This is a genomic window from Tahibacter soli (genome assembly GCF_025717065.2).
GTDB classification, from domain to species: Bacteria; Pseudomonadota; Gammaproteobacteria; order Xanthomonadales; family Rhodanobacteraceae; genus Tahibacter; species Tahibacter soli.
In genome coordinates this window covers 976166-998754 of the sequence record NZ_JAOVZO020000003.1, presented here as the reverse complement: position 1 = coordinate 998754, position 22589 = coordinate 976166, and the positions used below count along the sequence as shown (strand labels likewise).

17 protein-coding genes are annotated in these 22589 nt (G+C 66.9%); 9 read left to right on the top strand and 8 right to left on the bottom strand.

Going from position 1 to position 22589, the window contains the following annotated elements; genetic code table 11:
• The first annotated feature begins 11 nt into the window (after positions 1–11).
• Complete coding sequence (locus tag OD750_RS06820; RefSeq protein ID WP_263543506.1) at positions 12–521, top strand: helix-turn-helix domain containing protein; 510 nt, start codon at positions 12–14, stop codon at positions 519–521.
• A 14-nt stretch (positions 522–535) separates the two neighbouring features.
• Entirely contained in the window at positions 536–871 is a 336-nt protein-coding gene (locus OD750_RS06815; RefSeq protein WP_263543505.1) for a hypothetical protein, read from the top strand.
• Between the two features lie 848 nt (positions 872–1719).
• Here the strand turns inward: OD750_RS06815 and OD750_RS06810 are convergent.
• Positions 1720–3606, bottom strand: a complete 1887-nt coding sequence (locus tag OD750_RS06810; RefSeq protein WP_263543504.1) for an HAL/PAL/TAL family ammonia-lyase — start codon at positions 3604–3606, stop codon at positions 1720–1722.
• 24 nt (positions 3607–3630) lie between these two features.
• Positions 3631–5010: a histidine--tRNA ligase gene (hisS, locus tag OD750_RS06805; protein ID WP_263543503.1), complete on the bottom strand. Its 1380-nt coding sequence runs from the start codon at positions 5008–5010 to the stop codon at positions 3631–3633.
• A gap of 495 nt (positions 5011–5505) precedes the next feature.
• Between hisS and OD750_RS06800 the strand changes: the two genes are divergently transcribed.
• Together OD750_RS06800 and OD750_RS06795 are read left to right on the top strand one after the other, a co-directional pair.
• A complete protein-coding gene (locus tag OD750_RS06800; RefSeq protein WP_263543502.1) occupies positions 5506–6888 on the top strand; it encodes a DEAD/DEAH box helicase in 1383 nt (460 codons plus the stop codon).
• A 53-nt stretch (positions 6889–6941) separates the two neighbouring features.
• A complete protein-coding gene (locus OD750_RS06795; RefSeq protein ID WP_263543501.1) occupies positions 6942–8030 on the top strand; it encodes an acyltransferase family protein in 1089 nt (362 codons plus the stop codon).
• Here OD750_RS06795 and OD750_RS06790 read toward each other — a convergent pair.
• From OD750_RS06790 to OD750_RS06780, 3 genes are all read right to left on the bottom strand, one after another.
• Positions 8027–10867 carry a ThuA domain-containing protein gene (locus OD750_RS06790; RefSeq protein WP_263543500.1) on the bottom strand — a complete coding sequence of 947 codons (2841 nt, stop codon included), beginning with the start codon at positions 10865–10867 and terminating at the stop codon, positions 8027–8029. The two genes, OD750_RS06795 and OD750_RS06790, sit on opposite strands and share 4 nt — an antisense overlap.
• Before the next feature lie 121 nt (positions 10868–10988).
• Positions 10989–11201 (bottom strand): type I toxin-antitoxin system SymE family toxin, encoded by a 213-nt coding sequence (locus OD750_RS06785; protein WP_263543499.1) that lies wholly within the window; start codon positions 11199–11201, stop codon positions 10989–10991.
• Positions 11202–12088: 887 nt separating this feature from the next.
• Positions 12089–14605: a choice-of-anchor B family protein gene (locus OD750_RS06780; RefSeq protein ID WP_263543498.1), complete on the bottom strand. Its 2517-nt coding sequence runs from the start codon at positions 14603–14605 to the stop codon at positions 12089–12091.
• A gap of 199 nt (positions 14606–14804) precedes the next feature.
• Here OD750_RS06780 and OD750_RS06775 point away from each other — a divergent pair, with 199 nt between their 5' ends.
• Positions 14805–16985 carry a M3 family metallopeptidase gene (locus OD750_RS06775; RefSeq protein ID WP_263543497.1) on the top strand — a complete coding sequence of 727 codons (2181 nt, stop codon included), beginning with the start codon at positions 14805–14807 and terminating at the stop codon, positions 16983–16985.
• 61 nt (positions 16986–17046) lie between these two features.
• On the opposite strand, the gene OD750_RS06770 is transcribed toward OD750_RS06775, so the two are convergent.
• The 3 genes from OD750_RS06770 to OD750_RS06760 all read right to left on the bottom strand — a co-directional run bounded on the left by OD750_RS06770 (position 17047) and on the right by OD750_RS06760 (position 18566).
• Complete coding sequence (locus OD750_RS06770; RefSeq protein ID WP_263543496.1) at positions 17047–17556, bottom strand: response regulator; 510 nt, start codon at positions 17554–17556, stop codon at positions 17047–17049.
• A gap of 83 nt (positions 17557–17639) precedes the next feature.
• Positions 17640–18287, bottom strand: a complete 648-nt coding sequence (locus OD750_RS06765) for a rhomboid family intramembrane serine protease (protein ID WP_263543495.1) — start codon at positions 18285–18287, stop codon at positions 17640–17642.
• A 72-nt stretch (positions 18288–18359) separates the two neighbouring features.
• Positions 18360–18566, bottom strand: a complete 207-nt coding sequence (locus OD750_RS06760; protein WP_263543494.1) for a hypothetical protein — start codon at positions 18564–18566, stop codon at positions 18360–18362.
• Positions 18567–18694: 128 nt separating this feature from the next.
• Here OD750_RS06760 and OD750_RS06755 point away from each other — a divergent pair, with 128 nt between their 5' ends.
• From OD750_RS06755 to OD750_RS06740, 4 genes are all read left to right on the top strand, one after another.
• Positions 18695–20554 carry a M2 family metallopeptidase gene (locus tag OD750_RS06755; RefSeq protein ID WP_263543493.1) on the top strand — a complete coding sequence of 620 codons (1860 nt, stop codon included), beginning with the start codon at positions 18695–18697 and terminating at the stop codon, positions 20552–20554.
• 11 nt (positions 20555–20565) lie between these two features.
• Positions 20566–20814 (top strand): hypothetical protein, encoded by a 249-nt coding sequence (locus tag OD750_RS06750; protein ID WP_263543492.1) that lies wholly within the window; start codon positions 20566–20568, stop codon positions 20812–20814.
• 205 nt (positions 20815–21019) lie between these two features.
• Positions 21020–21259: a hypothetical protein gene (locus OD750_RS06745; protein ID WP_263543491.1), complete on the top strand. Its 240-nt coding sequence runs from the start codon at positions 21020–21022 to the stop codon at positions 21257–21259.
• A 19-nt stretch (positions 21260–21278) separates the two neighbouring features.
• Positions 21279–22481, top strand: a complete 1203-nt coding sequence (locus tag OD750_RS06740) for an NAD(P)/FAD-dependent oxidoreductase (RefSeq protein ID WP_272841826.1) — start codon at positions 21279–21281, stop codon at positions 22479–22481.
• Positions 22482–22589: the final 108 nt, after the last annotated feature.

Below are 22589 nucleotides of genomic sequence, written 5' to 3'. Positions count from 1 at the left end.
CGGGTTTTCGCATGAATGCCAAGAAAAACAAGGCTTTGAATCAAACATTGACCGCGCCTGCTGCCAGTCCTGGAGGCGTCAATGTTCCGAGTTCGAACCTTGACGCGTTCAGCGAGCGTATGAGGCAGCTAGTTAAGGCGGTTGGAAGCGTCGCAGAGATCGCTAGAAAGTGTGGATTTCCCGAATCAACCGTTAAAAACTGGGCTGATGGCGGCGCAGACCCGTCTAGGGAGCGGTGCGTGCTACTGGCACGCGGAACTGGCGCGTCCGTGCTTTGGCTGGTTACCGGTGAAGGCCCAATGTGGGCGGCAGACATCGCTCAGGCCGCTTCTCCTGAGCAATCGCAGGGCTTGCGACGGGATGATTTAACGATGGCGCTCCAGCTCGCGGCGGAGGCTCTAGAGGGCAAGAGCCTGCCGCCGCCTAAGCACGCGGAGCTGGTGACGCTCATCTATGAGCTACTGGAAGAGGGGCTTCCCGAAGCCAAAGTCTTACGGTTCGCGCGTGCTGCCGGCAGCTAAACAGGGTAGTGCCGATGCAGAACGAAGAACGTGTCACAAGGATGCGAAAACTGATTACCGAGGCCGCACACGTACCGTACGAGCCCCAGCGACTGAGCGTCGTTCGCCATGCTGGCGAATGTTTCCCGCTAGAAGCCTTGAGCCGCCGAGCGATGGTGAAACAAGTCGCGCTAGCCTCATCGCGGTATGGACTACAGGACGATGTAGACGTGTTCGTTGCGCTGGCCGGTTGCGCAAGCGTCGGCGGCCTCTCCACCGAATGCCTGCAAAGCCTCACGAAATGGTGCGCGGAGACCATGGACCGCATGGCCTACGACGGATACGGCATCGACGCACCGCCCGCGCTCTAATCACTCCATGTGACACCACGACCGGCGCGCAGGCATTTGCGCTCAAACTGCCTGTCGCGCCGGTATATGTTTAGATATCGGTGGAACACGGCTGAAAGCGAGGTTTTTCGCGGCTTTCATCCCTTTCTATCCCGTCTCATTCGCTATATCCCGGTTCTTTCAATCCACCTGACGCGGAACACTGATCACCGGGCGCTTGCTCGCGGCAGATGGGGCCCCGGGTAGAGCGGGCGGCTTCCTGCCGCCAGAGGCAACCGCATCCGCCAAAGCATCGCAGCTCACACGCTCGTCATCCCAGCGAAAGCTGGGATCGAGCCGTTGCTGTTGTTCTCGACGCCCGAAAAGCTGGATTCCAGCTTGACTCGCGACTTCGTCGCTCGCCCTGCGGGCCGGCTGCGCCGTTGTCGCTTCGCTCCTCGCTGGAATGACGAGCTAAGGAATCGCCGAGCATCGGCTGTTGCCTCTGGCGGCAGGAAGCCGCCCGCTTCACCCCGGGGCCCCGTCGGTCACGGCGAGATTGCGCAGGATCAGCCCGCGCAGCGGGTGCGCGCAGGGATGCGCGCAGTTCGTTGACGGGCCATGGATGGCCCTTCAACGAACCCCGGAGCAAGCTCGCGAAGTTTGCGGGCATGGATGCCCGCAAACCGCGGCCGTCGGGGTGCCCTTGGAGGGTGCAGGGAGGGGTTGGGCAAGCAACCTCTCCCTGCCCGCTCGCGGCAGCGAGCGGAACGCTTTGTTCAACACCAGGCAAAAGCTACAAAGCGATAAGAAATCTCAACCCCAGCTTGCGCCGGGATGACGAGCAAAAGGACGAGGAGCGAAGAACCAGCGACAACCAACACCCCAAGTCAGCGCACCAGTGCGCCAGACGCAACCAGCGCGCACATCTTCGCGACATCCCCGTCCATCGCCCGATCGCGCTGCATGAACCCGACCGTCGCACGCACCGCGTCGAACGCCTTGCGCACCGCCGCGCCCGCACGAAATTCTCCGGCTTCGTTCAACGCGCGCATCAACCCCCGCACTTCTTCCGCGAACTGCGCGTAGTCAGCATGATCCGGCGCCGGCGCGCCCGCGATCTTCGCCGCGAGCGAACGCCAGTCGCCTCGCGCCGCCAGACGGCGCGCGGCATTGAGCATGTCCTGCCGGTATTCCAGCGCCTGCGCCGCGGTATACAGCTCCATCGCCAGCACGTGCGACAGGTCCTCGACCATTTCCAGCACGTGCCGCGCTTCGTTCGCGCCCATCGACACGTGATCCTCCGCGTTCGCGCTCGTCGGAATCGAGTACACCGACGCCGGATGCGCGCGCGTCGCCAGGTCGTTCACCAGCGCCGCCGCCGTGTACTGCACGATCATGAAGCCCGAGTCGGTCGCGTCCTCGTTGCCGATCAGGAACGCCGGCAAACCGTCGTTGTTCGCCGGATCGACGAGCTTGTTCGTGCGCCGTTCCGAGATCGACGCGAGCACCGGGATCGCCGCCTTCAGATAGCTCATCGCGAGCGCGAGCGGCATGCCGTGGAAATGCCCCGCCGACACCACCTGGTCTTCGATGACCTTCGGATCGACCGCGTCCGGGAAGATCAGCGGATTGTCGGTGACGGCGTTCAGTTCGATGTCGATGACGCGGCACGCCTGCGCCCACGCGTCGCGCACGGCGCCGTGCACCTGCGGCGTGCAGCGCAGGCAGTACGCGTCCTGCGGCTGGTGCTTCTTGCCGCCCTTGAACGGCAGGAAGCGCGCGTAGAACGACTCCTTGCCGTGGCGCTGCGACGGCGGCACGTAGTCCCACGACAGGTCGAAGCGCTGCGCCTGGTCTTCCGGCTCGCTCCATGACGACGCGAGCCACGTCTTGAACCGCGGCACGAGGTGATACGGAATGTCGGCGAGCGTCGATCCGTCGAGCAGCGCACGCAGATTCTTTGCGGTTTCCACTTGTCCCGGATGCGGTCGCAGCGCGTGCACCTGTTCCTGCAGCGCGCCGGTGCGGCCGGCGAACGCGTCGAGCGTCATCGCGGCGGCGAGATCGGCCGTCGCGATCAGCGCTTCGAGGCGCGACAGCGCCAGCGACGCGGTCGCGAGCATCTGCGTCGTACCGTTGTTGAGCGCGAGGCCTTCCTTGAACGACAGGCGCAGCGGTGCGAGCCCCGCACGTTCGAGCGCCTGCGCGCCGGGCATGCGTTCGCCGCGGAGGAACGCTTCGCCGCCGCCGAGCAGCACGATCGCCAGATGCGACAGCGGTGCGAGATCGCCGCTCGCGCCGACCGAGCCCTTCTCCGGAATCACCGGTATCACGTCGTGGTTGAGCAGCGACGCGAGCGCCTGCAGCGTCGAGGCGCGAATGCCCGAATGGCCGCGCATCAGCGTATTGACGCGGATCGCGAGCATCGCGCGCACGACTTCCGGTGCGAACGGCTTGCCGACGCACACCGCATGCGTGACGACGAGGTTGTACTGCAGCTCTTCCATCAGCGTCGCGTCGTGCGCCGGGGGCTTGTCGGCAAGCTCGTCGCGCGCGCGGTGCGCGCCGAGCAGCTTGTCGGCGTTGCTGCCGAAGCCCGTGGTGACGCCGTAGATCGGTTCGCCGCCGCCGACTTTCGCGGCGAGGAAGTCGGCCGTGCGCTGCACGCGCGCGAGGCCTTCCGGCGCGAGCGCGATGCGCGCGCCGTCGTACGCGACCTGCGCAACCTGCGCGCGCGTGAGCGAGGAACCGTCGAGAACTATCGTCTGCTGCATGACCCGATCCTGTTTTCTTTTCGGTCAGCGCGCGGCCATCGCCGCGGCCTGTTCGAGTTCGACGCGCAAGGTTTTCACGAGTTCGGCGCGCGGCACTTCGAACTGTTCCTGCCGGCGCAGATCCTTCACCTGCACCGCGTCGCGCGCGATCTCGTCGCTGCCGAGCACGAGCGCGAAGCGGATGCCGGCGCGGTCCGCGTACTTGAACTGCCTGGCGAGCTTGCCCGGTTCGAGCACGACCTCGGTCGCGATGCCCGCGGCGCGCAACTCGTTCGCGATCGCGAGGTAGCGCGGCAGCTCGGCCTCGTCCATCTGCGTGACGATGACGTCGACCGTGCTCGTGCCGGTGCCGATCAGGCCCGCTTCGCGCAGTTGCCAGTACAGGCGCGTCGCGCCGATCGAAATGCCAACGCCCGGCAGGTGCGACTTCGTGTAGTGGCCGGCGAGGTTTTCGTAGCGGCCGCCCGAACAGATCGAACCGATCTGCGGGTGCTCGACGAGATGCGTTTCGTAGACGGTGCCGGTGTAGTAGTCGAGACCGCGCGCGATCGACAGGTTCAGCGCGTAGAACGCCTCGGGCACGCCGAACGCGCGGATCAGCTCGAGCACTTCGCGCAGTTCGGCGACGCCCTGGTTGAACGTGTCGCCGCCCTGCCCCAGTGCCGCGAGGTGCGCGAGCGCGTCGGCGTGGCTCGTCGAACGGATCGCGACGAAGTCGAGAATCTTCCTCACGACGTCGGCGGACAGGCCGAACGCCTCGCCCGTGAGCGTGTCGCGCACGTAGTCGGCGCCGCGCTTGTCGAGTTTGTCCACTTCTCGCAAAACCAGCGTCTGCGCTTCGCCGTCGGCGACGCCGAGGTTTTCGAAGAAGCCGCGCATCAGCTTGCGGTTGTTGAGCTGGATCGTGAACGGCCCGATTTTCAGGTCGCGGAACACGTTGTAGATCACGGCCGGAAGCTCGGCGTCGTAGCGCACCGACAGCGAATCCTTGCCGATCACGTCGATGTCGCACTGATAGAACTCGCGGAACCGCCCGCGCTGCGCGCGCTCGCCGCGGTAGACGCGCTGCATCTGATAGCGGCGGAACGGGAAATTGAGGTCGTGCTCGTGCTCGGCGACGTAGCGCGCGAGCGGCACGGTGAGGTCGAAGCGCAGCGCCAGTTCCGGCGTGCCGCCTTTTTCCAGGCCGCCGGTCGACTGCACGAAATACACCTGGCGCTCGGTTTCGCCGCCTTCCTTGGTCAGCAGGATGTCGGTCAGTTCGAACACCGGCGTTTCGACCGGCAGAAACCCGAAGCGCTCGAAATTGCGCCGGATCGTGTCGAGCATGTCCTGAAACGCGATCTGGTCGAGCGGCAGGAGTTCGAGCACGCCGGGGGGCGTGCGGGCGGGGGTCAACGCCATTGCAATCCTCGGATCGTCGGCACGCCGGGCGTGCGAAGGGCGCGTAGCGTAGCAGAAGCCTCGGCGGGCTCTGCGCCATGAACTAGCGCGTTGTTACGCCGGTTTTTCTCCCTCTCCCCCAAGCTTGATGTGGCAGGAGGGCCGGGGTGAGGGGGGCGGCGCCGAGACCTTCGTTGCGCTCGACGAAATGCGAAACGTCGCCTCCTCACCCCAGTCCTCTCCCCCAGCGGCGCTGGGGGAGAGGGAGCTCCCCATTCGCGTTTCCGTACGCCATCGCGTACAATCCGCCCGTTTTCGCGCAGTCCTCCGGCCTTCCCTTCCTGGATTCCTGCCTCGCCGCCCTCGAGCGGCGCCTGTCGGTACTCGATCTCCACCGGCTCCGCGCGACGACACGGCATCGCCGAACGACGGTTATCCGTCACCTATACCTGAAGCGCGGATGTACGGCCTCGGAAGGCCATGGGAACGCTCGGGAACATCGCTATGGAGCCAACCATGTCTTTCGACACCCTCGGGCTGTCGCAGCCGCTGCTGCGCGCGCTCAACGAACAAGGCTATACCTCGCCGACGCCGATCCAGGCCGAAGCGATTCCGCTCGTCCTCGCCGGCCGCGACCTGCGCGCGGGCGCCCAGACCGGCACCGGCAAGACCGCGGCCTTCGCACTGCCGCTGCTCGAACGCCTCTACCCGAACGGCCAGCGCGCCAACGACGCGCCGCGCAAAGTGCGCGCGCTCGTGCTGACGCCTACGCGCGAACTCGCCGTGCAGGTGCACGACAGCGTGCGCGCCTACGGCAAGCACATCCGCTTCGCCAGCGCCGCGATCTTCGGCGGCGTCGGCATGGGCGGCCAGATCCAGGCGCTGCGCCGCGGCATGGACGTGCTCGTCGCGACGCCGGGCCGCCTGATCGACCATCTCGACTCGCGTCACGTGAGCCTGTCGGGCGTCGAAATCCTCGTGCTCGACGAAGCCGACCGCATGCTCGACATGGGCTTCCTGCCGGCGCTGAAGAAGATCCTCGGCATGCTGCCGAAGGCGCGCCAGAACCTCATGTTCTCGGCGACGTACGCCGACGACATCAAGAAGCTCGCCAACGACATGCTCAAAGATCCGGCCGAAGTGCAGATCTCGACGCAGAACAGCATCGCCACCACCGTGACGCACCGCGTGCATCCGGTCGACGCCGAGCGCAAGAAGGATCTCCTGATCGACATCCTCGCGCAGGACAGCCGCCGCCAGACCCTCGTGTTCGGCCGCACCAAGCACGGTTCCGACCGTCTCGCGCGCCAGCTCGTGCAGGCCGGTTTCCGCGCCGACGCGATCCACGGCAACAAGAGCCAGGGCGCGCGCCAGCGTGCGCTGAAGGACTTCAAGGAAGGCCGCATCAACGTGCTGGTCGCGACCGACATCGCCGCGCGCGGTCTCGACATCGACCAGTTGCCGGTCGTCGTCAACTACGACCTGCCGATGGTCGCGGCCGACTACGTGCATCGCATCGGCCGCACCGGCCGCGCGGGTGCCGACGGTCTCGCGCTGTCGCTCGTGTGTCGCGCCGAACAGGGTCAGCTGCAGGACATCCTGCGCCTGCTCAAGCGCGAGATCGAAACGGTGATGGTGCCGGGCTTCGAGCCGTCGCAGCCGGTGCGCACCGAACTCGGCGCGCCGAGCGGTCCGCGCCAGGGCAAGCCGTCCGGCGCCAAGCCGAACCATGCGCGTCGCGGCCATGCGGGCAACGCTGCGGCGCCGGGCGCCGGCAAGCATCATCCGGGCAAGCACAAGCGCGGCACCGGCGGTGGCGGCCGTAGCGGAACCGGTACCGGCGGCAGCAAGAGCTTCGTCGGTCACGTCAAGGCGAACGCGTCGCCCAAGCGTCCGTAAAGCGGCACGCTTTCGGCTACGATCGCGAGGGTCGCTCGCGATCGTAGCCACTAATGAACAATTCTAATTTGCCTGGCGCGGTTGCGCGCTACGCATCGGTCGATGCGCTGCGCGGCCTCACCGTCGCGGCGATGCTGCTCGTCAACGACGCCGGCGACTGGGGTCACGTCTACGCCGCGCTTGAACACGCGCCGTGGCACGGCTGCCGCCCGGCCGACTTCATCTTTCCGCTGTTCCTCTTCATCGTCGGCGTGTCGATCCAGCTCGCGCTCGTGCCGCGCCGCGACGCCGGTATCGACGCGGGCGAACTCGCGCGCGTCGCGCTGGTTCGCGCCACGCGCATCGTCGCGCTCGGGCTCGCGCTGCATCTGGCGGCCACGCTCCTGATCGACGGTCGCGCGTTCCGCCTGTTCGGCGTCCTGCAGCGCATCGGCCTGTGCTTCGCGGCGGCCGGTGTCGTCGCGCTGTATCTGCGACCGCGCACGCAATGGCTCGTCATCGGCGCGCTGCTCGCCGGCTACGCGGCGCTGCTCGGGTTCGGCGGCGGCTTCGACGAACGCACGAATCTCGCGGCGCGCATCGATACCGCCCTGCTCGGCCGGCTGGCCTACCAGTTCGATCCGGCGACCGGCTACGCATTCGATCCCGAAGGCATCCTGAGCACGCTCGGCGCGCTCGCGACGACGCTCGTCGGCGTTCGCGCCGGTGCATGGCTGCGCGCCGGACGCGTCGACCTCCTGATTCGCGGCGGCCTCGCGGCAATGGCGCTCGGGCTTGCTTGGTCGTTCGTGCTGCCGCTGAACAAGGCGCTGTGGACGCCCTCGTACGTCGCATGGACCGGCGGCTTCTCGCTGTTCGCGCTGGCGCTCGCGCATCTCCTGATCGACCGCCGCGGCTGGCCGCCGATCGGCCGCGCGTTCGGCGTGAACGCGATCGGCGCGTATGCCGGTGCGTGGCTGATGGTCTGCGTGCTCGCGTGGCTCGGCCTTGACCGATGGCTGTATCGCACGCTGTTCGCCGAACCGATGACGCCGCTGTTCGGGCCGTACGTGCCGTCGGCCGCGTGGGCGGTGGCGTTTACGGCGTTGTGGTGGAGTCTCGCCGCGTGGGCGGATCGTCGCCGGTGGTACTGGAAGATCTAGCGATCGCCCCGCTTTACGTGATCGGCGATCGCGCCGATGTCGTTCGCGCTCAGTCCCGCCGCTTGCGCGCGCATCGCGCCGCGGGTCAACGTATCGACGACGCTTTCGCGCGACCGGCTCGCGATCAGCGCCCGCGGCGGAATATTGCCTTGCGGGTGATCGTGGCATGCGGCGCAGCGTTGTTTGTACATAGTCGCACCGTCGAGCCCGGAGTCCGCGACCGCCGGTGCGGCTTGGGCGGTAGCGGTATCGGTTCGCGCGATCGATGCGGGCATCCGGCCTCCCGAACCGAAGGCCTGGATGCGATCGGTGCCGACGACGACGGCATCGCCGGCGAACGCCGGTTCGTTGTACTTGCCGCTCGTGTGCAACTGGCCGGGCGCGCTGTGCCACAGCGGCTTCAAGGTTACGGCGTCGAACGCGTAGAGCACCGGCGACGGCGCGTCGGGTCCCGAAAGCAGCGCGGACCGGCGCGCGTTCTCGTCGAGCACCCACACGATCGCATCGTCGCCGCCGCGGCTCGAGATCACTGGCGAGCCCGGGTTGCCGAACACGACGTCCATCTGCCGGCGATCGATGCGCAGATACGCCGGCTCGTCTTTCTTGGCGACGACGTCGAGTTTCACGAGCGACGGCGGAACGGCGTCGGCGCTGCCCTCCGCGCGCCGAGTGTTGCCGGTCAGGTACACGTAGACGCCGCCGGCGGCGTCGCGATACGACGCCGGCACCGACCTTGCGCGCGCGATGTCCATCGCGGCGTCGCGCTCCGAATACGGCCCGAACACGTTCAACGGACCGCGCCCCGGAAACTGCGGCTGACGCGTCGGTGCGAGCAGCGAGGCGTCGCTCGCGGCGTCGGTGCCGCACGCGGGCCTGCGGTCGAGCGCGCCGGGCAGCCGCTCGCGATCGAGCAGATACGCGTTGCCCTGCTTGCCGCCCACGACCATCAGCCGCGGCGTGCCGGTCAGCGCCGGATCGAGATCGGCGAGCAGCGAGGCGCCGCCCGACCCCAGATCTATATCCATCTTTGCCGCGATGCAATAGTTGAAAGGTGTATAGGTGCCTTTCAGCGTCAATCCGTCGGTCGGCACGTCGGACAGCTTCAGCACGGACTGCGTCCAGTCCGCGGGCTGGTCGACATAGCCTTCGTAGCCGCTGCCGGTGACGACGTAGACGTGGCCCTGCGCGTCGACGGCCGGACCGCCCGCGCCCCAGATGCCGCCGCTGCCGCGATGCGGCATCGCCACGGCGGTAAACGCGCTGGCGACCTTCGCGGCCACGGTGTCGATCGAGACGAGCCAGCCGGTCTCGGTTTCGCCGAACGTGGCGTACAGACGCGTGCCGTCGGGGCTCAGGTTCAGCGCGCCGCGCTGCACGCGAAAATCGTAGCGCCGCGTCGGCGCGACCGGCGACGGCCCGGCATTGCGGTTGACCGCGTTGAGGCGCGCCTCGTCCAGGCGCATGGGCCAGCCGTCGACGACCTTGCCGCTGCCGAGGTCGAGCGCGTACGCCTGCCAGCCGTTCTGCGGGTCGCAGTGAGTGACGTAGATCCGCTGCCGCGCGATATCGATGATCGGCGTGGCGAGCACGCCGGTGGGAACGGCATCGAGCGGCGCCGGCTGCAACCGGCACGGCGCTGCCAGCCGCGTGCGCCACAAGATGCGGCCGGGAACGACGTCGCCGGCCTTGGTCGCGTTGATCGCATAGACGTAGCCGTTGTTGCTCGCGGCGAACACGGCCGAGAACGTTTCTCCGCGATGCTGGCCGTCGGCGATGCGTACGCGATCGAGATAGAGCGGCGATGCGTACAGGCGCGGCGCCTGGCCGTCGACGCTGTCGAGTTGCGGCGACTCCCACAGCAGGCCGAACGCATCGCCGGCGACGCGCGCGGGCGTCAGCGCCGTCGTCTGCGAATGCCAGCCGCTGCGCCGGCGGTCGGCATGGAACGTCGTCACGTCGGCGGTTGCCGTTCGCGGCCGCATGTCGCTCGCGGCGGTCGTCGATTGTGGAACGTCGATTTTTTTCAAAACAACGCCGTCGCGCGGAATGTCAATGCCGGCGGTCCAGAAGATCGCATTGATCAGCGTCTTGCGCAGCATCGGCTCGTCGAACGCGGCGAGGTAGTGCCCGCCGCTGTAGCCGAACGAACGGCCGCCTTGCGGTCGCTCGTAGGCCCAGGCGACGGTGCGCGTTTCGGCCCGGTCGTCGACGACGCCGGCGCCGTCGCGGTACTGCGGATGCAGCGTGGCGCGCAGGACGGGCGCCACGCCGTGCTCGGCGAATCGCAGCGTGGGATAGAACTCGTCGCGATACGTGAACTCGGCGACGCCGCGACCGACCGGATGCGATGCGTCGACGGTCAGCGCGGCCGTTTCGGTCGTGCGGTCGAACAGGCCGCGGCGCTCGGCGCCGAGCGACGGCAGGAGGTCGATGGACGCATCCTGCGGCACGGTCGATGCCTGATGCAGAGCGACCAGTCCGACACCGCGGCGCATTAGCGATTCGAACTGTCGGTGATGAGACGGGTCGGTCAGGGGATGCTTGTCGAGGCCGTCGAAATAGAAAACGATCGTGGCGGCATCGTCGAGCGCTTCCGGCGATGCAGGCCAGCCGTCCGCGAACGCGACGATCCGCGCATGCTGGCCTTCCGGCACGGTTTCGAGCAGAGATTTCAGCGCGCCGATGCCGGCGACGTACTCGTGGCGGCCGGCGGCTTCGCTGTGCGGACCGCCGATGAGCACGATCTTCCTGCCGGCGTCGTCGGCGCAGCCGGCCAGGAGCGCGGCCAGCAAGACCCAGGCGCGCCATAGGCCGCGTAGCGGTGTCGTCGCGTTCATCGGCGAGGAGCGTAAGCATTCGGGCCGGCGGGAGAAACGATGGTGCGGCGGTTTCAGAGGCAACGTTTTGTTGTTCCAACGAACGGAAGCCTCGACGAGCGAGGCTTCCGCGTTGATGGCGTCAGGCGCGGGTGATCACGAGACGGCCGGAGGTGACGCGAATGGTGACGAGGTCGCCGGGCAGGAAGCCGGCGTTGATGAGCCAGATGCCGCAGAGGCGAATCTGGGGGACTTCGCGGGGGAGATGCACGGCGTCGACGGCCGGGTAGTGGGCCGTACCGATGCGGATTTGCTTTGTGGAAGAGTTGGATGACGTATGCTTGCGCTTGTCCATGAGCCACTCCATCGAGGTGGTTTGTGGTAGCGAACGGCGTGGTTACCGCCGCGCCGTTCGCGCTCTGCCCTTGAAGCGATTGGTCGCTGTGGGCGACTTTCAGAGAGCACCGCGCGGAAGGCCGTCAAGGATTCGGTTTTATCGAACTTGCGCAGTCCTTGACGGCCTGAGCACGGTGCTAGGCTGAGACGACCGCAGCGAGCTTTGTATTGCGTTCGACGCCGCGAGCTTTGGCTTCTCGCCGGACGAAACGACAACGAAGACCGAAGCGTCGCCCCCTCACCCAACCCTCTCCCCCAAGCGGAGCTTGGGGGAGAGGGCTTTGCGCGGCGCAGCCCGGTGTCTACGTGTTTACTTTGCGCAAAAAAGCGGGATGACTCGCCGCATCCACGGCTCGGCCTTCGGCCCATTCGCTGCGCGAATGTTCGCTTCGGCATCCATGCCTACGCAGTCCGGCCTTCGCCGGTATGACGGCTCTGTAGAAGCGCCGCGCTTTTGGCCGTTGCCGTTGCCTTTGCTTCTGGCGGCAGGAAGCCGCCCGCTGTACCCGGGGCCCCGTCGGTCGCGGCGAGATTGCGGAGGATCAGCCCGCAGGGTCGCGCGCAGGAAGCGCGCGAGTTCGTTGCAGGGCCATGGATGGCCCTTCAACGAACCCCGGAGCGATCTCGCGAAGTTTGCGGGCAGGGATGCCCGCAAACCGCGGCCGTCGGGGTGCTCTTGGAGGGTGCAGGGAGGGATTGGGCAAGCAATCTCTCCCTGCCCGCTCGCGGCAGCGAGCGGAACGCTTTGTCTAAAGCGAGACGAAAACTACAAAGCGAAATGCAACGTCAAGAGCTGGACCCCAGCGTTCGCTGGGGTGACGAGCAAAAAGCAACAACGAGAAAAACTCAGAGATCGAAATCATCCTCAAAAATGAGATCCACCCCACTGGCACAAGCCCCCGCCACCTGCGCATGCGTCACCGCAACGTCGTCGACGTACCACCCGTTCCCCGCGGTAGCGGCATCCGTCCGATACAACCAGCGCAACTGCACCGTCTGCCCGGCATAAGCCGCCAGATCGACGCGGTGCTGCGTCCACGAAAACTGTCCGAGCCCCGCGTACGCGGCCGACCCCTGCGCGATGCCGCACAGCGCGCCGCCGCTCGTGATGCTGCCCGGATAACCGCCGACCGGCGTCAGCCGCGTCCACGTCGTGCCGTTGTCGGTCGATGCTTCGACCACGCCACCGTCGGCGCCCGGCGGAATGTCCCACACGCTCCAGAACGACAGCTCCGAACTCTGCCCCGCCGTCAGTTCGATCGGCTGCGTCACGAGCGACACGCACAGGTTGTTCGCCGAGGTCGACCAGAAGCTCTGCGCGCCGGCATGCACGCGCGACATCGACGTATGCCAGCCGGCATGCCGGACGGCCGCCGGCGTTTCGACATTGCCGACGAGCGACGATGTCGCACTGTCGAACGGCGGATCGCCCGGCTCGGCACCCGACGTCATCGCGCCGTCGACGTTCGGTCCGAGCGCCTTCGCCGACAGCTCGACCGTGTTCGCGTCGTGCGCGTCGTTCGTCTCGTCGATCGCGCGCACGACGTAGTACTGCGTCTGGCCGCTCGGCACCGCGCTGTCGGCATAGCCCGCGTCGTTGAAACCGGTCGCGACGAGATTCGCCGCCGACGGCGCGAAACCCGGTGTCGACGAACGATGCACCGCATAGGTCGCCGGCCCGCCGCACGCGGGCGCGGCGTCGTTCCACGAAAGATCGATGCGGCACGCGCTCGTGAACGGCGTGGTCGCCTGCGCGAGGCCGCCGAACACCGGCGGCGCGGTGCACTGGCCGGTCGTCTGCGCCTCGACGCACGTCGACGCGACCGACGCGCAGCGCCCGCTCGCGTCGCGTTCGACCACGCGATAGCCGTACGTCACGCTGCCCGACGCGCTCGTGTCGGAATACGACGTCGCGGCGACCGAGTCGGCCAGCGTGCGGAACGTGCCGCCGCAACCGCCCTGCGCGCGTTCGACGCGCCACAGCGCGCCGGGCGAACCGGTCCACGCGAGGTCGATGCGCTGGTCGCCGTTCGCGGTCGCCGTGACGCCCGCGGGCGCGACCGGCGGCGTGCACAGCCGCGGCTCGAGCACGAAGAAGCCTTCGTCGATGCCGGTCGCGATGACGTTGCCGCTGCCGGGAAAACGGTAATTGTTCCAGTTGCCGTTGAACTCCGCCTGATCGCTCTGCGGATAGACGTCGAAGTACGCCACTTCGGTCAGCTCGGCCTGCGAGAGATTGCCCAGGCGCAGGATCCGCAGGCCTGATTCGTAGTTCGATTCGTACACATATTGACCGTGCACGTAGAGATTGTGGTCGATCACCGGCTTGCCGTGATCGAAGCGGCCGACGAGCGTCGGCGCGTCGAGGTCGCTCACGTCGAACACGAGCGTCTGCGCGTTGTGGCCGAACGAGGTTTCGTCGAGTTCGTCGTTGAGCAGCGCGTATTTGAAATCGTCGGTGAACCACGCCTGGTGCGGATAGCCCGCGCCGGCGTAGGCGGTCGACGACAGCGTGACCGGCGCCGACTTGTTCGTCACGTCGACGATCGCGAAACGGTCGGTCGGACCGTTCGCGTTGAGGCACACCTCCTTGCCGGCGTGCGCGGTGTCGGGGCCGTGATACGTGAAGCATTGCGTCTCGTGCGTATAGCCGCCGGTCGTGACGCAGCCGGCGAACGACGGCGCGCCCGCGCCCGTGAGCTTGTACATGCGCAGGCCGCCCGTCGCGGTGGGCGCAGCGCAGGTGTTGCTGCCGGCGACGTAGGCGTAGCCGGTGTCCTCGTTGATCGCGATCGTATGGCCGCGGCCGAAGTCGTTGCGGTGGGCGTCTTCGGTGAAGGTCTGCGGCGTGGTCACGCCGCGCAGGCGCGTCAGGTCGAACACCTGCAGGCCGTGCGAACCGTTGTTGTCGCTGACGACGTAGGCCTTGTTGTCGTACACGCGCACGTCGCGCCAGAGCGAATTGCCGGTATGCGTCGGCAGCTTGCCGAGGTAGCGCGGATGCGACGGCTGCGACAGGTCGTAGAACGCCGTGCCGTTGTTCGCGCCGACCAGCGCGTATTCGATGCCCGACTGCGCGTCGGTCCAGCCCCACAGGCTGTTCGTGCTGCTCGCGGCGAACTCCGCCACCGGCACGAAAGCCAGCAGATCGATGTTCGAGCACGGATATTCGCCGGCCATGCCGTTGACGCACGGCGTCGCGTGGCGCGGCGCCAGCGCGCGCGGCTGCTTCGGCCGCGCGTCGGCAAAACGCTGCATCAGCGGGCTCAGGCCGCCGTCGCCGGCCTCCTGCGCCACCGCCGGCGCGGCGAGCGATACGACGAGACCGAGCGCCAAGAGGCGCCCCGCGTGGACGATAGGCATCCTGACTCCCCCGTTAGCCGCCCCACCGGCGATCACCCGATTGTAGCGGGCTGAACGAGGCGATCCTGGTACACGGGCGCCCGATCGTGCAGCCGGACCGCGCATTTCGGGCATACGGATGGGACTTTAGCCATGGGCGGGAGGGTCGGTTCCCGTTTAGGATCGCCCACCGCTTTGCAATACGACTAGGGAGAATCTCGTGAAAACCCGTCTTGCCCTGGCCCTGGCGCTCGCCCTCGGGACCGCCTCGCCCCTTTTCGCCGCCGACAAGGCCGCGGCCCCCAAGGCCGCCGCCGCAGCCAAGACCGCCCCGATGGCCGCCGACAATCCGTTCGCCAAGCCCAGCACTCTGCCGTTCCAGTATCCGGCGTTCGACAAGATCAAGAATTCGGACTACGCCCCGGCGTTCGAAGCCGGCATGGCCGAACAGGTCAAGGAAGTCGACGCGATCGCCGACAACAAGGACGCCGCGACGTTCGACAACACGCTCGTCGCGCTGGAGCGTTCCGGCCAGCTGCTCACGCGCGTGAGCACGGTGTTCTTCAACCTGTCGGGCACGAACACGAACGACGAGATGGAGAAGATCCAGGCCGAGATGGCGCCGAAGCTGTCGGCGCACCAGGACGCGATCGCGCTCAATCCGAAGCTGTTCGCGCGCGTCGACGCCTTGTTCCAAAAACGCGACCAGCTCGGGCTCGACGCCGAATCCAAGCGCCTGGTCGAGCGCTACCACACCGATTTCGTGCGCGCCGGCGCCAAGCTCAACGACGCCGACAAGGCCAAGCTCAAGGCGTTCAACGCCGAACTGGCCAGCCTGCAGACGAGCTTCAGCCAGAACCTGCTCAAGGAAAACAACGCGTCGGCGCTCGTCGTCGACACGAAGGAAGAACTGAAGGGCCTGTCCGACGGCGCGATCGCCACGGCCGCGGAAGCGGCGAAGAAGCGCGGCCTCGAAGGCAAGTACGTGATCACGCTACAGAACACGTCCGGCCAGCCGGCGCTCGCGCAGCTCGAAAACCGCGCCGTGCGCGAACGCCTGCAGAAGGCCTCGGTCGGCCGCGCGAGCCACGGCGGCGAATTCGACAACCGCGCGATCATCGCGAAGGTCGCCAAGATCCGCGCCGAGCGCGCCGCGCTCCTGGGCTATCCGGACCACGCCACGTACGTGCTCGAAGACGAAACGGCGCACACGGTCAAGGCCGTCAACGACCGTCTGTCGCAACTCGCGCCGGCCGCCGTCGCGAACGCGAAGAAAGAAGCCGCCGACATGCAGGCGCTGATCGACAAGGAAAAGGGCGGCTTCCAGCTCGCCGCGTGGGACTGGTCGTACTACGCCGAGAAGGTGCGCACGCAGAAGTTCAACTTCGACGAATCGCAGCTGCGCCCGTATTTCGAGTTCGACAACGTGCTCGTCAACGGCGTGTTCTACGCCGCGAACAAGCTGTACGGCATCTCGTTCAAGGAACGCAAGGACCTGCCGGTCTACCAGCCGGACGTACGCACGTTCGACGTGTTCGACAAGGACGGCAAGCAGCTCGCGATCTTCATCGTCGACTGGTACGCGCGCGACAACAAGCGCGGCGGCGCGTGGATGAACGAATACGTCTCGCAGAGCGGCCTGTTCGGCACGACGCCGGTCGTCGCCAATCACCTCAACATTCCGAAGCCGCCGAAGGGCGAGCCGACGCTGCTCACGTTCGACGAGGCGAACACCGCGTTCCACGAATTCGGCCATGCGCTGCACGGCATGTTCTCGAACGTGAAGTACCCGCGCTTCTCCGGCACGAGCGTGCCGCGCGACTTCGTGGAATATCCGTCGCAGGTCAACGAAATGTGGATGACCTGGCCGGAAATCATGAAGAACTACGCCAAGCACTACAAGACCGGCGAACCGATTCCGCAGGAACTTGTGGATAAGGTTCTTTCTGCGCAGAAATTCAACCAGGGCTTCGCGACGACCGAATACCTCGGCGCCGCGCTGCTCGACCAGGCGTACCACCAGATCAAGGCAGACCAGGCGCCGACCGCCGACACCGTGCTCGCGTTCGAAGCGAACGCACTCAAGAAGGCCGGCGTCGACTACGCTCCGGTGCCGCCGCGCTACCGCTCGACGTACTTCTCGCACATCCTCGGCGGCTACTCGGCCGGCTACTACGCGTACATCTGGTCGGAAGTGCTCGACGCCGACAGCGTGGAATGGTTCAAGGAGAACGGCGGCCTGACGCGCAAGAACGGCGATCACTTCCGCGACACGCTGCTCTCGCGCGGCGGCAGCGTCGACGCGATGCAGCTGTTCCGCGACTTCCGCGGCCGCGATCCGGACGTCAAGCCGCTGCTGGAACGCCGCGGCCTGACCGCGACGGCGCCGGCGGCGAAGTAAGCCGGTCTCGCTTCACGCATCACGTAGCGGCCGCCGCGAGGCGGCCGCTACGTTGCGGCGCTCACACGTCGCGGCGCGGCGGCGGCGTGCCCTGCGACACGCGGTGCGGCACTTTCTCGGCGTTGAGCAGGCGTTCGATGCGCATGAACACTTCGGCCCGCGAAAAGGGCTTTTTCATGAAATCGTCGGCGCCGATGCGCTGGGCGTAGAACTGCTCGGTCGCCTGCTCGTTGCCGCTGATCATGATCACCGGAATGCCCTTCGTGCGCGGATCGCGCCGCAGCTGGCGCAGCGCCGCGAAGCCGTTCATGCCCGGCAGCACGATGTCGAGAAAGATCAGATCGGGCTGCTCGTCGGTGGCGATCACGAGGCCCTGTTCGGCGTCGTGCGCCTCGAGCGTGCTGTAGCCGTTCTGCTGCAAGAGCTTTCGCAGCAGCGCGACGATCGTGGCCGAGTCGTCGACGATCAGTACGCGCGTACCTTCCCGTGCGTTGAGCCGCGGCTTGTCGCGGCGGTCGTTGAATTTCGGTTTCGGCGCGAACAACGCCGTCAGTCGATCCCAGATCCCCATTGTCCACCCTCCGTCGCGGACGTACCCCCGCGCGCAGTGTCGGCGCTGCGGGGTGTCCGGTCAAACCCGGTGTTCGAAGATCGTCAGAAGGCGCCGAAGTGGCCCATCGGGCTGAAGCGCGGGTGCGCGAGGCGGTCGAGGAAGTGACCGAGCACGCTGGGCTCGACGACCAGCATGAAGGCGATGCCGAACGCCGCGCCCCACAGGTGCGCATTGTGATTGATCTTCGCGCCGGTGCCGCGATCGGTGCGGCGGTCCATGTAGATCGAGTACGCGACGTAGCCGATCGCCAGCACGATCGCCGGCGCCGGAACCACGAAGAACAACAGGAGCGTGGCCCACGGATCGAACAGGATGTACGCGAACAGCACCGCGCAGACCGCGCCCGACGCGCCGAGCGACGCGACGTCGCTGCGGTTCCGGTGCGCGTGCTGCCAAGGCAGGATCGACACGATGATCGCCGCTACGTAAAACGCCGGGTACGCCCACGGCCCGGCCATCGCACCGAGCAGCCGCTCGATCGACGGGCCGAAGAAATACAGCGTCAGCATGTTGAACAGAAGATGCATGCCGTCACCGTGGACGAAGCCGTGCGTCAGGAGACGGTAGTACTGGCCGTCGCGCTGCACGGCGGGCGGCCACAGCACGAGCCGGTCCATCAGTCGCCTGTCGTTGAACGCGAGAAACGAGACGACGACTGTGATGCCGATGATGATGAAGGTTACGGACATGGAACGCGAACTCCCTGTGCGGCGGCACGGCTGCCGGCGATCCTCGCCGGCAGCCGGTTTCCATGCAAGCGATCAGTTGCGCGGCTTGAACATCGCCGCGTCGATGATCGACCACAGGTGGACGATCCAGCCGAGCAGCACCCACCACAGGATCGCGGCCAGCACGAACTGCACGATCGCCAGCAGCAGGCGCCCCTGCAGCAGCTGACCGAGGCCGGGGATGAAAAAGCTGCACAACGCGGCAATGACGTTGCCCGCGGAACCTTGACCGGTGCTCATGGAATCTGCGCCCTCCTTCGTAGACGTAGCGAAAAAGTCCGGTTTCCGGCCCGCAAATTCAAGCGTGACCTAAGACCTATCCGTGCGGCAAACTTCGCCGGCTGCCCGTACAACCTCAAGGGGAAACCATGAAGCTCTTCCGTAGCGCGCTCGCGCTCGCCGTGACGCTCGGCCTCGCCGCCTGCCAGGGAACGCCGACGCGCGCCGAGGCCGGCCATGAGGCCAGACCGGCCGGCGCCAAACCCGCCGCCACCGCGGCCGAAGCCGACGCGTTCATCGCCGGCGTGAACAAGGAAATCCGCGATACGTACCGCGAGATCACCGCGGCGCAGTGGGTATCCGAAACGTACATCAACGCCGATACCGAAGTGCTCGTCTCGAAGGCGAACGAACGCAACCTCGTGCGCGTTTCGAAAAATGTGGAAGACGCGCGCAAGTTCGCCGGCGTGTCCGGCATCTCGCCGGCGACGCAGCGCGGCATCGACCTGATCAAGCTGCAGACGGCGATGCCGGCGCCGAAAGACCCCGCCAAGCTCGCCGAGCTGACCGAGATCGCCTCGCGCCTCAACGCCGCGTACGGTTCGGGCAAGTCGTGCAAGGACGCGTCCGATCCGAAGACGTGCCGCAATCTCGACGATCTTTCCAAGGTGCTGGCCGAAAAGCGCGACTGGGATCTCGACCTCGAGGCGTGGACCGCGTGGCACGACACCGCGCGCGGCATGCGCAAGGACTACGTGCGCTTCGCCGAACTCGTCAACGAGGGCGCGCGCGAGATCGGCTACGGCGACGCCGGCGAAGCGTGGCGCTCGGGCTACGACATGAGCCCCGCCGACCTGCGCAAGGAAACCGACCGGCTGTGGAGCCAGGTCAAGCCGCTGTACGACGAACTGCAGTGCTACGCGCGCAACAAGCTCGCCGCGAAGTACGGCGCGAAGATGCCGAAGGACGGCACGATTCCGGCGCACATCACCGGCAACATGTGGGCGCAGGACTGGTCGGCGCTGTATCCGCTGCTGCAGCCGTATCCGGGCGTGTCGAACCTCGACGTCGACGCCGCGCTCAAGCGCGGCAAGTACACGCCCGAGAAGATGGCGCAGCGCGCCGAAGACTTCTACACGTCGCTCGGTTTTCCGTCGCTGCCGAAGTCGTTCTACACCAACTCGCAGTTGAAGCGTCCGCAGGACCGCGACGTCGTGTGCCACGCCAGCGCGTGGGACATCGACCTTGCCGGCGACGTGCGCATCAAGATGTGCATCAACCCGAACGAGGAAGATTTCCGCACGATCTATCACGAGCTCGGGCACATCTACTATTACCTCGCCTACAACCCGCTGCCGCCGTTGTTCCAGACCGGCGCGCACGACGGATTCCACGAGGCGATCGGCGACACGATCCAGCTGAACCTCACGCCGAGCTATCTCGCGCAGATCGGTCTCGCCGGCAACGCCAAAGCGAACCCGAAGGCCGTGCTCAACGCGCAGATGAAGCAGGCGCTCGAAAAGATCGCGTTCCTGCCGTTCGGCAAGCTGATCGACGAATGGCGCTGGGGCGTATTCGACGGTTCGATCACGCCCGCGAACTACAACGCGGCGTGGTGGGAACTCAAAAAGAAATACCAGGGCGTCGCGCCGGTCGTCGCGCGCACCGAGAACGACTTCGATCCGGGCGCGAAGTACCACGTGCCGGGCAACACGCCGTACATGCGCTATTTCCTCGCGCACATCCTGCAGTTCCAGTTCCAGCGTTCGCTGTGCGAAGCGGCGGGCTTCAAGGGACCGCTGCACGAATGCTCGGTCTACGGCAACAAGACGGCCGGCGCGAAGTACTGGGCGATGCTGCAGAAGGGGGCGTCGCAGACGTGGCAGGCGACGCTGTCCGAGCTCACCGGCAAGGGCGAGATGGACGCGAGCGCGATCCTCGACTACTTCGCGCCGTTGTACGGCTATCTGAAAGAACAGAACCGCGGCAAGGACTGCGGCTGGCAGTAAGGAGAAACACCATGCAACGCTGGATCAAACTGCCGGACGGCCGTTTCATCGACGCCAACCGCATCATGTACATCGGCAAAGTGGAAACGTATCCGCGCATCGACGAGGACGGCAACGACCTCGGCCAGGGCTACAACGTGCTGATCGGCACCGACGTTTCGCGCGACGCGCAGACGGTGGTGATGGGCAGCAAGGACGAGGTGCTCGCGGTGCTCAAGCAGCTCCTGGGCGGCGGCGCCGCGCCGGCATCCGCCGCGTAGCCGTCGATTCGCGATCCCTCGCCGGCCGCGCCGGCGAGGGACCGCAATGCGGAACGCGGCGCGCGCGGGTCGTGCGCTCCCGCAAATTGCAAGCCGCCCGATTCGGACGCGCGGAAAATCCGACGCCAGATCAACGATGTAGCGCGAGCCTCCCGCGGCATGCATCGTGCCTGAAAGGAAGAAAGAACCCCGCAAGGACGTCCTCATGAAACACTGCTACGCCGACGACATGCTCTGGGTCCGATCGCCGGCCGGCGATCTGCGGCAATTGTTCGTTTACCAGCAGCCGCGCCCGAGCCTGCCGGCACGCGACGAGGCGCGCATCCGCTGGGCGCGCGACGACGAGGGTCACTGGTATTCGTTCAGCCGCTTCGACGAAGCCCTGATCGAGTCGGTCAGCGGCGACTGGTTCGCGGTCGTCGGCAGACAAGCGCCGACAGCCTGAGGCAGTGCCGGTCGATCGGATGGATCTGAAGAGCGGGTACCCGTTCTGGGCCGTGACGAACGGCCTGATGCGCGCGTACCCGCCGCTCGAGCGAGACATTCGCTGCGACGTCGCCGTGATCGGCGCCGGCATCACCGGCGCGCTGGTCGCGCACGAACTCGCGGCGCACGGACACGAGGTCGTCGTGCTCGACGGGCGCGACGTCGCCTGGGGCAGCACGGCGGCGAGCACGGCGCTGCTGCAGTACGAAATCGACACGCATCTCGTCGATCTCGCGCGCCGCTACGGCGAAGACGACGCCGCTCTCGCCTATCGCGCCTGCGCCGACGCGATCGAGCGCATCGAGGCGCTGGCGCGCGAGATCGGCGGTACGCAGTTCCGCCGCGCGCAAAGCCTGTACTACGCGAGCCGGCCGCGCGACGGGCGCGTGCTGCGGGAAGAATACGAAGCGCGCCGGCGACTGGGTTTCGACGTGCGCTGGATGACCGCGGCGGCCGTTGCCGAGCGCTACGGGCTGCGCGCGCACGGTGCGATCCTCAGCCGCCCGGCGGCGACGATCGATCCGTATCGCGCGACACATCGGCTGCTGCGCGGGCTCGCCGATCGCGTCTACGACCGCACGCATGTCGAGGCCATGCAGGTCGGCCCGCGCGGTGTCGCGCTGACCACGCCGAGGGGTCGCGTCGATGCGCGGCATGTCGTCGTCGCCGCAGGCTACGAGAGCCAGCGATGGCTCGCCGCGCGCGTCGCGAGCAACCGCAGCAGCTATGCGTTCGCGACCGATCCGATATCGCGCGAAAAGCTCGGGCCGCTTCGCGACACGCTCATGTGGGAAACGGCGCGGCCGTATCTGTACCTGCGCTCGACGGCGGACGGCCGCGTGCTTGTCGGCGGCGAAGACGATGCGATCGACATCCCGGCGCGACGCGATGCGTTGGTCGAGCGCAAGGCGCGGCAGCTCGTCCGCAAGGCAGCGGCGATGTTCCCGCAGATACCGCTGGAACCGGCGTTCTCGTGGGCCGGCACATTCGCGGAAACACGCGACGGACTGCCGTACTTCGGCGCGCACGCGGAGCACGGCCAGCGCGTGCTGTTCGCGATGGCGTACGGCGGAAACGGCATCACGTACTCGATGCTCGGCGCCGGGCTGTTGCGCGCGGCGATCGAGCGGCGCAGGCATCCGCTGGGCGGGCTGTTCGGATTCGGGCGGCTCGAGCGCTGAAGGCAATGCGGGAGCGACGCGACCAAAAGCCGACGACCGCTGCTGTCGCTGTCGATGTCGATGTCGCTGTCGCTGTCGCTGTCGCTGTCGCTGTTGCCGTTGCCGTTG